The sequence below is a fragment of the Bacteroides sp. AF25-5LB genome, from assembly GCF_003602965.1.
GTDB lineage: Bacteria > Bacteroidota > Bacteroidia > Bacteroidales > Bacteroidaceae > Bacteroides > Bacteroides uniformis.
Genome location: NZ_QTMC01000007.1, coordinates 57,872 through 70,218 on the forward strand (window position 1 = coordinate 57,872; position 12,347 = coordinate 70,218).

At 47.7% G+C, this 12,347-nt stretch carries 12 protein-coding genes; 10 read left to right on the forward strand and 2 right to left on the reverse strand.

Annotation, left to right across the window (positions count from 1 at the left end; all coding sequences use genetic code 11):
- Window positions 1-447: 447 nt before the first annotated feature.
- From ltrA to DWY57_RS09730, 7 genes are all read left to right on the forward strand, one after another.
- Window positions 448-2,100: a group II intron reverse transcriptase/maturase gene (gene ltrA, locus DWY57_RS09700; RefSeq protein WP_005647985.1), complete on the forward strand. Its 1,653-nt coding sequence runs from the start codon at window positions 448-450 to the stop codon at window positions 2,098-2,100.
- Between the two features lie 4 nt (window positions 2,101-2,104).
- Window positions 2,105-3,331 (forward strand): TraM recognition domain-containing protein, encoded by a 1,227-nt coding sequence (locus tag DWY57_RS09705; protein WP_080652104.1) that lies wholly within the window; start codon window positions 2,105-2,107, stop codon window positions 3,329-3,331.
- A gap of 217 nt (window positions 3,332-3,548) precedes the next feature.
- The gene (locus DWY57_RS09710) at window positions 3,549-4,082 is read left to right on the forward strand and encodes a DUF4326 domain-containing protein (RefSeq protein ID WP_008766673.1); all 534 of its coding nucleotides are present in this window, start codon (window positions 3,549-3,551) and stop codon (window positions 4,080-4,082) included.
- Between the two features lie 33 nt (window positions 4,083-4,115).
- Window positions 4,116-4,382 carry a hypothetical protein gene (locus tag DWY57_RS09715; protein WP_008766674.1) on the forward strand — a complete coding sequence of 89 codons (267 nt, stop codon included), beginning with the start codon at window positions 4,116-4,118 and terminating at the stop codon, window positions 4,380-4,382.
- A gap of 11 nt (window positions 4,383-4,393) precedes the next feature.
- On the forward strand, window positions 4,394-4,648 hold the full coding sequence (locus DWY57_RS09720; protein ID WP_008766675.1) for a hypothetical protein: 255 nt from the start codon (window positions 4,394-4,396) through the stop codon (window positions 4,646-4,648).
- An 11-nt stretch (window positions 4,649-4,659) separates the two neighbouring features.
- The gene (locus DWY57_RS09725; protein ID WP_008766676.1) at window positions 4,660-5,157 is read left to right on the forward strand and encodes a hypothetical protein; all 498 of its coding nucleotides are present in this window, start codon (window positions 4,660-4,662) and stop codon (window positions 5,155-5,157) included.
- 11 nt (window positions 5,158-5,168) lie between these two features.
- Window positions 5,169-5,462 (forward strand): DUF4120 family protein, encoded by a 294-nt coding sequence (locus tag DWY57_RS09730; protein ID WP_008766677.1) that lies wholly within the window; start codon window positions 5,169-5,171, stop codon window positions 5,460-5,462.
- A 259-nt stretch (window positions 5,463-5,721) separates the two neighbouring features.
- Here the strand turns inward: DWY57_RS09730 and DWY57_RS09735 are convergent, their stop codons facing one another.
- The gene (locus DWY57_RS09735; protein WP_008766678.1) at window positions 5,722-6,516 is read right to left on the reverse strand and encodes a nucleotidyl transferase AbiEii/AbiGii toxin family protein; all 795 of its coding nucleotides are present in this window, start codon (window positions 6,514-6,516) and stop codon (window positions 5,722-5,724) included.
- Entirely contained in the window at window positions 6,513-7,316 is an 804-nt protein-coding gene (locus DWY57_RS09740) for a type IV toxin-antitoxin system AbiEi family antitoxin (protein ID WP_008766679.1), read from the reverse strand. Before DWY57_RS09740 ends, DWY57_RS09735 begins: the two co-directional genes overlap by 4 nt.
- 713 nt (window positions 7,317-8,029) lie before the next feature.
- Between DWY57_RS09740 and DWY57_RS09745 the strand changes: the two genes are divergently transcribed.
- The 3 genes from DWY57_RS09745 (at window position 8,030) to DWY57_RS09755 (ending at window position 12,293) form a co-directional block, all read left to right on the forward strand.
- On the forward strand, window positions 8,030-9,799 hold the full coding sequence (locus tag DWY57_RS09745; protein ID WP_008766680.1) for a DUF3945 domain-containing protein: 1,770 nt from the start codon (window positions 8,030-8,032) through the stop codon (window positions 9,797-9,799).
- Window positions 9,800-9,839: 40 nt separating this feature from the next.
- Window positions 9,840-10,100, forward strand: coding sequence for a DUF4099 domain-containing protein (locus DWY57_RS09750; protein WP_008766681.1), 261 nt, complete (start codon window positions 9,840-9,842; stop codon window positions 10,098-10,100).
- Window positions 10,101-10,196: 96 nt separating this feature from the next.
- On the forward strand, window positions 10,197-12,293 hold the full coding sequence (locus DWY57_RS09755; RefSeq protein WP_032585083.1) for a type IA DNA topoisomerase: 2,097 nt from the start codon (window positions 10,197-10,199) through the stop codon (window positions 12,291-12,293).
- Window positions 12,294-12,347: the final 54 nt, after the last annotated feature.

The following is a 12,347-nucleotide window of genomic DNA, read 5'->3' on the forward strand; positions in this document are numbered from 1 at the left end:
ACTGCCGAGTGGCGAGGCTGGATAGCATGGTTAACATAAGTGAACTGTCTTTAGCCATCGTGAGGTTTGAAGGAGCGGAAGATACTTTAGCTCTCACCAAAAGGTAAGCAGTCGGATAACCCCTGCCCATGTTGGGGTTACACGGACATGGCACTGCCGGTGGACTTGACAGAACCTAAACTATCCTTTTGTCAATTACGTGGAACAGGGCAAGCCTGTATCTCTCTCGTAACAACGCGAGTAAGCGAACCGCAAGGCAAGCCGAAAGGGGTGCAGGTATGAGATAACGGAGAAAGCGAACGCCTCCCTGTAATGGGGAGGATACGGATTGAATCGACATCACGGGCTGATTGTGGATAACATCATCCGACACGAAAGTGGGCAGACTTCCGTATATGGTAACTCTTTACAAGATAACTTTTAGAACTTTCAAAAGGAGGAAAGCAAATGAACGAAACTAAGACATCGTGTGCGCCTGCTGACAACAGGAATCTGACTTGGGACGGTATGAACTGGTCCAAGTGCGAAGCCTATGTCCGAAAGCTTCAAGCGCGTATTGTAAAGGCTCAGAAAGAAGGCAGACATAACAAGGTGAAAGCCTTGCAATGGATGCTCACTCACTCTTTTTACGCCAAGGCATTGGCTGTAAAGAGGGTTACTTCCAACAAAGGGAAGAAAACGTCTGGAGTAGATAAACAGCTTTGGGACTCTCCCAAGCGCAAGTACAAAGCAATCAGTGAACTGAAACGCCGTGGCTACAATCCGCAGCCACTCCGTAGGGTTCACATCAAGAAAAAGAACGGTAAACTCCGACCGTTGGGAATACCGACCATGAAAGACAGGGCGATGCAGGCTTTATATCTCATGGCATTGGAACCGATAGCCGAAACGACAGGCGACCGTTTCTCCTACGGCTTCCGAAAGAAGCGCAGGACAATGGACGCAATCCGTCAGATTGATACGGTTTTAAACCGCCAACATTCTCCCGAATGGATTTTGGAGGGAGATATAAAAGGCTGTTTCGACCACATCAGCCACGACTGGCTCATTGAGAATATCCCTATGGATAAGACAATACTCAGAAAATGGTTGAAATGTGGAGCTGTGTTCAACGGAAAACTATTCCCGACAGAAGAGGGTACGCCACAAGGAGGTATCATATCACCGACACTTGCAAACATGGTACTTGACGGGCTTCAGCCGCTCTTGGCTAAAAGATTCAAAAGACTATGGCGTAACAACAAGACATTCCATTACAAGGTAAATCTTATTCGCTATGCTGACGACTTTATAATCACAGGCCGAGATAAGGAACTATTGGAAAACGAAGTCAAACCAATAGTGATAGAATTTCTCAAAGAAAGAGGTCTTACCTTATCCGAAGAGAAAACTACTATTACGAACATATATGACGGATTTGATTTCTTGGGTTTCAATGTAAGGAAGTTCGGCAAAAAGCTATACACATCTCCGTCCAAAGACGCACAGAAACGCTTTAGGGCAAAAATCAGTGACATAGTCAAAGGACATAAGATGTGTAAGCAGGAATCGCTGATACGAATGCTCAATCCTGTAATCACAGGATGGGGTAACTATTACCGATATGGTGCATCGACCGATGCTTTTCATGGTTGCGACTACCACATTTATAATCTCACGAAGAAATGGGCCTTACGTCGTCACCCTAAGAAACGCAAGTCTTGGGTCGCAGACAGGTATTGGCATGAAATTCGGGGACGCAAATGGACGTTTGCGTGGAAATATGAAACGAAAAGTATGAAAGTGAACTACCTGACCCTTAAAAGATTGTCGGATATACATTATACTCCGTACAAGCAAGTCAAGGGAGAGGCAAATCCTTTTGACCCGGAATACGATGATTATTTCTCTCAGCGTAAGGAGCAACAAATGCTGGAATCTCTCAAAGGACGTAAGTCTCTCTTATATTTATGGAACAAGCAGAACCGGATTTGTCCGTTATGTGGCAAGGAAATAGACTGTACAAAAGCATGGAACGTCAACGAAATATCTGTTGGTGGTTCGATTGTACGGCAACTTGTCCACAACAACTGCTACAAGCGAAATAAACGAAAATGTTGAAAGTATGAGCCGATTTCTAACAACAAATAGAAATATTGAGTTGCTTGAGCCGTATGAGGGGAAACTCTCACGTACGGTTCTTAGGGGAGAAGGGGGCAGCAATGCCCTTGACTTACCCGATATACAGAAACAGGGCGATTTCTTCGTGGAATCCCCGATTATTCTTTTGGCGGCTATTATATGGTATTTGCGCATCTACCAGGACGGAAAATACTGCACGTTCCCTCACGCGATAGAATTTCTGAACAAGCCGTATGCCGATATTTTCACAATTCTTACCTCGTATCCGTCTTTGGAAAACTACCTTTCCCCGTTCATGGACGCCTGGCAAGGGGGCGCACAAGACCAGTTGCAAGGCCAGATCGCTTCGGCAAAAATCCCGCTTTCAAGGATGATTTCCCCGCAGCTTTACTGGGTGATGACCGGTGATGATTTCACGCTCGACCTGAACAATCCCGAACACCCTAAAATCCTGTGTGTCGGTAACAATCCCGACAGGCAGAACATCTATTCAGCCGCCCTCGGACTGTACAACAGCCGTATCGTAAAATTGGTGAACAAGAAGGGACAACTGAAGTCTTCCATCATCATAGACGAGCTGCCCACGATTTACTTTCGCGGTATTGACAATCTCATTGCCACCGCACGAAGCAACAAGGTGGCGGTATGTCTCGGCTTCCAGGACTTCTCTCAGCTGACCCGTGACTACGGTGAAAAAGAAGCGAAGGTAATCCAAAATACGGTGGGCAACATCTTCAGCGGTCAGGTCGTGGGAGAAACGGCTAAGAACCTTTCGGAACGCTTCGGTAAGATACTCCAACAGCGGCAGTCCATTTCCATCAACCGGCAGGACACCTCCACCTCCATCAACACGCAGATGGATTCGCTCATTCCGGCATCGAAAATAGCCAACCTCTCACAGGGTACATTCGTGGGCAGCGTAGCGGATAACTTCGGGGAAGAGATTGACCAGAAGATTTTCCATGCCCGCATTATTGTCGATAATGAGAAGGTAGCAGCGGAAACCAAAGCCTACAAGAAAATACCCGTCATCAACGAGTTCAAGGATGCGGACGGCAACGACATCATGCAACAGCAGATAGACCGGAACTATTCCCAGATAAAAGCGGACGTGGTGCGGATAATCGAAGATGAGATGACCCGTATAAAGAACGACCCTGATTTGAAACACCTGATACCACAGGAAGAAAATGACAAGGATAATGAATAGCCATTGAAAGGCCGCTTTTTTATTTTAGCCTGCAAAGGTCGTCCCGTGCCTTTTGGATTGAGCAAGGTCGAGCCCTACGGGTTTTCGGGGAAATCTTCCGCGCTCCGCTTGCGGTATTTTCCCGAAAAGCCTTGCACAATCCGGCACGGAACGGTAAGGCAGGCAAGAAATAAAATACCGGCTCGCCGGTCGGAATTGTTTAACTAAAAAACAAGTTATGAGCAATACAAGAGTGGTCAATATCCGCAAGGAATCCTGTGATGTATATATAGGAAGAGCGGGACAAGGGAAAGACGGTTATTTCGGAAATCCGTTCAGGCTGGAAGCGACAATGACAAGGGGCGGCACGCTGGACCGTTACAGGAAGTATTTCTACTATCGTTTAAGTACGGATGAAAAGTTCCGCAGACGAATCGGAGAATTGCAGGGCAAGACATTGGGGTGTTTCTGCAAGCCGAATCCTTGTCATGGGGACATCATCAAGGAATACTTGGAACGCATGGAGGGATGTACCGATGAAATAGCCATAGAAAAGACCTACTGGAAAGGAGTGGCTTATCCAGTTCGGGAAATCCAAGTCGGTAATGACATTTTCAGGGTGTCAGTAAAAAGCCTGTGCGATGAGCTGGTGAACGATATGCATAACGGCATTTATGAAGCGATGGAAGCGAGCGAGGAGATTGACGGTTACTGCACGGATGAGGAACTATGTACACTGACCGATGATGACCTGTACAGAATGTGCTGCTGAAATAAAATTCAAACAATAAAAAACAGAAATGACATGAAAAAGAGAAGCAACTTTACACCGATGAAAAGATTCCATGAGATTCTTGACAATTATGGTCTGAAACTGATGGAGGTGGGAACCAACCACCTGAGAGTATTTTTTGGCAACCGGAAATTGTTCGACTACTATCCGCTGAGAATGAAACTGTTTGATTACCGGCAGTGGCAGCAACTGACCTATCCGTCGGTCATGGACGGTACGGACAAATGGGAAACGGAACTGGAAGGAATCATCAACAGCCTTATGGTATCACCGCAATAAACATTGACATTATGCACAAGAAAAACAGACAGACGCTCGTTTGGGATAACATTCCTGAATGGGCGATTTTCGCATTGGAGTACGGCATCGAGGAAGAATTGTTCCTGCCGAACGAGGATTTGGAAATGATAAGCCGGTTCATCGGCGAGAATTTCCCGAACGGCTACACGATGAGTGTGGATTGGGAATCATGCACGGAGTTCAACCCACGTCCGGCATTCGGGAAACCGTGCAAGACTCACAAGGTGACTTTTGTAACAAACTAAAACTACCTGCTATGAGAAAGATAACATTAAGCGAATACAATTCCATCCCGAAGGATTACCGAGGGATCTGGACCGTGGAGCGTTGGGACTTGCCGAATTGGGCGGAAATACGCGAAAAACACATGGGAAAGCGCACCATGATGGTATATGACAAGGGAACATGCCTGCTGGTGGAAGGACTCGGATTTGAAATCGTGGATGATAGTATCTGGAAAAAGGCGGATGAAGTCAAGAAGGAAATAGGTAGCCATTTCCTGAAATTCTACTGTGAGCAGGGACGTGAACCTCATTATGCGGACTGCACTATCCGGTGGTGCGACACGCTGGAAACGGAAGAAGTGAGGATTGCGCTGGCGATGGATTCCGACAACGAAAAGGACGATGAGATATTCTTCTACTGCGACAGCTTGGAAAATTTAAAATCACTGGCGGATAAAGGTAAGGAGGATTTCATCATAGCCGGATGCATTGGTTTCGGGATATACGAAGAATTGTTACAAACAACTTAAAAACATCAGACATGAAAATCAAATGTCAGGAACACTACGAGAATACCGTCAAGTATGCGAAAAGCATCGGTGATGAAACGTTGAGCAAATGTATTGAACGGCTCAAGCAATGGGAGGTCAACTCCAATGGCAGGTATGAAATCGAACTGTACACCGATTTCGCACCATATTCATTCGGTTTCGCTGAAGTGGCGAAAGACGGGACAAGGGGCGTTGTCGGAGGGCTTCTCTATCACGGCAAGCCGGATCGGTCATTTGCTGTAATGATTGGTGGACCGTTTCACGGCTGGAGCATACACACTTGAAAAATCGTTTCGCAGTTTGTGTTGAGCGAAAAAAGCGCAGAAGTACTCAAAATCTGATTACCTTTTACACTTTCTTCGCTCATATTTTATTTCCGTCTGCTCATTCTGAAATCTCCAAAATCAGAAAGCTAAAATCTGTATTTGACGGATTAAAAATCAATTCTCGCAGGTTTTCCGCAAAAATCAAAGATTAAATCGTTATATGGCAAATTTAGATACCGGCAATATTTCTTTTTCAGGTGTTACTTTTATTGATATGCTATTTTTGCAATCTGTCTATTAATTGAGAGCGAACAAGGTCGTACCCCAACTGAGGATTGAACTCCCTCTCCGGACGGATAAGATTTTGTGTATCTCCTAAGAACTCAGAGTCAGACATCTTCTCTTCCATATTATTAATGAACTGTTTGTATGTCGGTGGTTGTTGAACAACAAAAGACATATAACGGTGGTAACAACGCATAATTTCTTCGACATCAACTGATGCTTCAGACAAAGCGACATACAAGTCAAAAAGGTCTCGCCCCTTTTTCCTTTGGTACAAGGCTCTCAGTTTTGTTCCCAACAGTTCATTTAAACGATATGTTGTTACTCCGCACTTGCCTGAGAACCAACTATTTTCCATTTCAAATGGTATTTTGACTAATCCAAGTTCATTAAAATGCTCAAAACAGTTTATCTCGATTTTTAAGCGTAGAGGAATTGTGGGAGGTATTTCCGATTCCATACGAAACAACATCGTGTTATTATATCGTTTTTGTTTTGTTACTCTATCCGGCAAAAAATCCAAAACTTCCCCAAGTCTGAACATTATTGGCTTTATCGGTCCGGGAGTAATTTGAACTAAGTCAATATCTTCACTATATCTGGGCTGTGGCGTCAGATATAGTTTATGGAGTGCAGTTCCTCCCCTGAATGCTAATTGTGAAGCAAGAAACTCATCGCTAAAAATAGCGACTAACGCACGTGATATAATGAGGTCTTGCTCTACTTGTGCGTTGTCATTCCATGGAACTATCTTATTCCATTGAGTGATGGCTGTTCTGTTTATCATATTTCGTCAGTTTCTATTATCGTATTTACAAAAATTTTCCAACGGTTATTCCTTTCCGCGCAATCTTTTGGTTTATTTATAGTTAGAGGAATATATTTGAAACGCTTTACATATGAAGTCAATTCCATATATAGCGTATCTGCAATTTCTGCTGCATTTAGAACTTCATCCAGTATATATCCCAGTCGTTGTATAGTTGCGATTGATGTATAACCAAACAACTTATTGGAAGCACCACGAAAATCTAATTTTTCTGTAAGTTCTTCCAATATAGTAGATGCTCTTGAAAGTCCACCTATATATTGCTCATATTGTACAATGTCAAGAGCTGTCAATTCTGCATTCGAATAATATATCACTCCTGTTTCAGAATTTTTTGATAACAAAAAATCTGTTGGAATTTCCTTGCGGTATACCCAAACAAGTGTATTGTTCTTTGATTGCGAAACAGAAGACTTTGGAAATACCGACATTACAGAAAATTTCTGTGGACGTTGATGAGCTGCACCATGAATTTCTGCCGCATTTAAGAGACTAATATAATAAGGCTTGTTTAGATACGACATCAACTGATCTATGTAATATATCGGTGGTACCATTCTTTTGGCAGCATAATGAGGAGGAATAATAACGTAGAAACCTTTATAGACCGGATATATTATACCTTGTGATGATATACGGAACAAATCATTTTTAATGACCTGCTCTGAATAATGTGGCAATGCCAACCTAATTTCTTCAACCGAAAAAGTTGGAAATCCACTTATCTCTCTATCTCTAATCCATTCACGTATTGTCATAATGCGTAATTTTAGTGCAAAGGTACTCAAAAAATGATTACCATTGCACTAAAAAGATGCGCATTTTCGTTCAAAGGGTAATTTTTCCATATTCTTCCATAAACTACCATCCTAAGTCACGCTTCACTCACTAAGTCCCTCTGAGAAGGTAACTCGGAGGACGATACCTTTCACGTTCAGGCCTCCGGTTTTCGTACAAAAAATTCCCTGCGGTAATTTTTCTTCGAAAAAACGTTCCGGTATCGCCGTCCGAGTTGGGTGAAAAGGTCGGGACTTAGCAAGCGAAGCGACCTACGACGCATAGAACAAGGTCAAGACAAAACCTGACGGGAGTACTTTATAAAATTCAGACCGTCCCAATTGGAACATCTATCCTATCATAAATCCTTTTCCTTTCGGTCGCCTGTCTTATGAGAAATACAAGGAAGTAGGGACAAAAGCAGCTCGCTCTCAACTCTGCATAATATAGGTTTTCTTTTTCCCTCTTCGTCCCTTTCCCTGCTTCGGTTTCTCTCTGCCTTCCCGTACCTTGTGGCCCGCCCTTTTCCCTCTGTTTTTTCCCTTTTTCGTTTTCGTGCTGTCACCCTGCGGTGAAACGTGATGACAAATGATGTAATATGTAGTTCAACTAATTAAAAATCAATTATTTATCAAATTTTGCTATATATATTTGCGGTGACAATAGTAGTTATCAACTCTAAAAACTCAAAGTTATGGCAAAGAAAAATGTGAGGGACGAACCCCTGAAGCCGCAAGTGAGCGAGAACGAACAGATGAGTGACATCGTGTTCATACTCGACAAGATGGAACTGATTTTACAGGCGGTGTCAAAAATCGGAAAGGACGGGAAATACAGCACCGTTCCGGCAGACAAGGAACACAGCAACTCCTTCCTGAAAATCGACCGGTACGCCAACATGTTCGAGAATTTCGTGAAAAACTTCTGGAGCCAGCTCAAAGACCCGACCCGTTTCGGCATCCTCTCCGTCAAGGCGGATACGCTGGACAGCCCGGAAGTGAAGCAGGCCATCGAAGACCTCGCCGCCGGAAAGCAGACAAAAGCCGTGGAAGACTTCCTCAAAAAATACGAAATCGTTCCACGCGACAAGGAAAACCAAAGTATCAACAATCAAAATCAAGAAGAAATGGCAAAGAAAAATGAGACACAGCAGCAGGCCACCCAAGGTGACGGCACGCAGCAACCCAAGTACCGCTACAACGAGTCCATGATCAACTGGGAGGAACTGAAGAATTTCGGACTTTCCCGTGAATACCTCATGGAGCGCGGTCTCCTTGACCAGATGCTCAGGGGCTACAAGACCAACCAGGTGGTACCCATCAGCATGAATTTCGGCTCCGCCGTATTACGTACCGATGCACGACTGTCATTCCAGCAGTCCGTGGGAGGCCCTATCGTATTAGGTATCCACGGCATCCGCCAGAAACCCGAACTCGAACGCCCGTACTTCGGTCACATCTTCTCCGAAGAGGACAAGAAGAACCTGTTGGAGACAGGCAACATGGGGCGTGTGGTGGAACTGAAAGGGCGCAACGGCGAATACATCCCTTCTTTCATCAGCATCGACAAGCTCACCAACGAGGTGGTCGCCATGCGCGCGGAAAACGCCTACATCCCGCAAGAAATCAAAGGTGTGAAACTGACCGACCAGGAAATCAACGACCTGCGGGAAGGCAAGAAAGTGTTCATCGAAGGCATGATTTCCAATAACGGCAAGGAGTTCGACGCCCACATCCAGGTCAACGCCGAACGCAGGGGCATCGAATACATCTTCGAGAACGACAAACTCTTCAACCGACAGTCGCTGGGCGGAGTGGAACTTACCAAGCAGCAGATTGAAGACCTCAACGCGGGCAAGGCCATCTTCGTGGAGGGTATGGAGCGCAAGGACGGTGAGTTGTTCTCCTCGTATGTCAAGCTGGACGAGGCCACGGGCAGACCTTCCTACACACGCTACAATCCCGATTCCCCGGAGGGAGCGCGTGAAATTTACATCCCGAATGAAATAGGCGGCGTGAAAATCACCGCCGAGGAACAGCAACAACTGCGCGAGGGCAAAGTCATCTTCCTCAACGACATGGTGAACCGCAAGGGCGAGGAGTTCTCCTCCTTCATCAAGGCGGATTTGGAAACGGGACGCCTGAGCTACTCACGCACGCCGGACGGCTTCGAGCAGCGTGCCGAGTTCAAGATACCGGAAAAGGTATGGGACGTAAAACTGACGAGAAACCAGCGTGCCGACCTCCAGAGCGGCAAGGCGGTACTGGTCGAGGGCATCAAAGGCTACGATGGAAAGACCATCTCGCAGTATGTCAAGGCGAACTTCAACCAGGGCAGGCTGGACTTCTATAACGAGAACCCGGACCGCAAGCGTGACGCATCGCAGCGCAACGTGGTGGCGAACGCCCAGAAGCAGGGACAGGAACAGGCTGGCCGCAAGTCCAAGGGGGCAAGCATTGCCTGAGCGTGAATCAGAATGAATGTCAAATCAAAAAAACAGAAATATGAACGTAAACAATAAAAACAACACGCCATTCAAGGCGGAAGACGTGAACTGGGAAGAACTCGCGGGAATCGGGATCCTGAAGGACGAGCTGGAAATGTCGGGGGAACTTGATACGTTGCTCAAGGGAGAAAAGACAGGAGTGATGTCACTCAGCCTCGTGCTGCTGGGCGTGGACGTGGTGATGGACGCCACCCTGCAACTGGTGCGCAAGGACGACGGGGCACTGATTGAAATCCTCGGTGTCAAGCCGGTGGCCTGACAAACGCTCATCCATTATAACAAGTAAAAAATGTCAAACCGCCGTTTCCCGTTTTCCGGTTCCGGTAGCGGGGAACGGCTTAAATTTTATCCGAACATGAAAGCAATCATTGCAGAAAAACCGAGTGTCGGCATGGATATAGCCCGTGTGGTCGGGGCTACCGACAAGAAAGACGGCTACTGTACAGGTAACGGGTATATGGTCACGTGGGCGTTGGGACACCTGGTGTCGCTCGCCATGCCCGGTGCGTATGGCTACACGAAAACCTCCGCCGAAAACCTCCCGATGCTGCCGGACCCGTTCCGTCTGGTGTCCCGCCAGGTCAGGACGGACAAAGGGATGGTGACGGACATCGCCGCCGCCAAACAACTGAAAATCATCGACAGCGTGTTCGACCGGTGCGACAGCATCATCGTGGCTACCGACTGTGCCCGTGAAGGGGAACTTATCTTCCGCTGGATATATTCCTACTTAGGCTATACCAAACCGTTCAAACGCCTGTGGATCTCCTCTCTCACCGACGAGGCCATCCGCGAGGGTTTGGCGAACCTCCGGGACGGCAGCGACTACGACAGCCTGTATGCCGCCGCCGACTGCCGGGCAAAGGCGGACTGGCTGGTGGGCATGAACGCGAGCCGTGCCCTGGCGGTAGCCTCCGGCTCGGCGAACAACTCCATAGGACGTGTACAGACCCCGACGCTCGCCATGGTCTGTGCCCGCTTCAAGGAGAACCGGAATTTCGTCTCCACCCCTTACTGGCAGCTGCACCTCACGCTGAAACGGCAGGACGCGCACCGCATGTTCATCCACACGGAAGAGTTCAAGGAAAAGGATGCGGCAGAGGCGGCATACCGGAAAATCACTTCCGGTTCTGTGGCGACAGTCACTGGGTCGGAACACAAGAGGACTTTCCAACAGGCCCCGCTTCTGTACGACCTGACCACGCTCCAGAAAGATTGCAACGTCCATTATGACCTGACAGCGGAGAAGACCCTCTCCATCGCCCAATCCTTGTATGAAAAGAAGCTTATTTCTTATCCGAGGACGGGAAGCCGCCATATCCCGGAGGATGTCATGCGGCACATTCCTTCCTTGCTGGGAAAAGTGGTTTCCATGCCGGAATTCAGGGAATACGGACAGTCTTTCGACATGTCCGATCTGAATACCCGCAGCGTGGATGACACGAAAGTGACCGACCACCATGCCCTGATTATCACGGGCATTTCACCCGAAGGGTTGTCCGAGGCGGAATCTACCGTTTACACCCTGATAGCCGGAAGGATGCTGGAAGCATTCTCGCCACCCTGCGAGAAGGAACTTTTGGTCATGGAATGTGCCTGCGAGGGAATGGCGTTCCGTTCCCGCTCTTCCTCCATTGTCAGACCGGGCTGGCGCGGCGTGTTCGCCAGAAAGGAGGACAGGGAGAAGGACGAGCCGGAACGTGACGGGGGGACGGCGGAGTTTGCCGAAGGCGAGACTGTTCCGGTCATGGGACACGGGATGGCGCAGAAGAAGACCCTACCCAAGCCGCTGTACACGGAGGCCACCCTGCTGGCGGCGATGGAGACCTGCGGGAAAAACATCACGGACGAACAGGCAAAGGAGGCTATCAAGGAATTGGGCATAGGCACACCCGCCACCCGTGCCGCCATCATTACCACCCTTATCAAACGTGACTATATCGCCCGCTCCGGCAAAAGCATCATCCCGACCGAAAAAGGGATGTATATCTATGAGGCGGTGAAGGACATGCGTGTGGCGGACGTGGAACTGACGGGAAGCTGGGAGAAGACCCTGGCGCAGGTGGAGAGGCATACCCTCGATACGGAAACCTTCATGCAGTCCATCCTGGATTACACCCGCAGGGCAACCGAAGAGATCCTGCGTCTGGATTTTCCGGCGATGCAGGAAAGGGCATTCACCTGCCCCAAGTGCAAGACGGGAAAAATCATCCTCCGTTCCAAAGTGGCCAGGTGCGACCATGACGGGTGCGGGCTGCTGGTGTTCCGCCGTATTCTGAACAAGGAACTGACCGACACCCACATGGAACAGCTTTTCTCCTCCGGCACCACCAGACTCATCAAGGGGTTCAAGGGAAAGAAAGGTGTACCGTTCGATGCCGCCGTCACCTTCGATGCGGAATACAACACGGTATTCTCGTTCCCGAAAACCGGGAACGGAAAGAAAAAATAACACCGTCATTCCAATTCGCGGGCAAAGGTAGCGCACCGCCTTTTTCCACCGGCA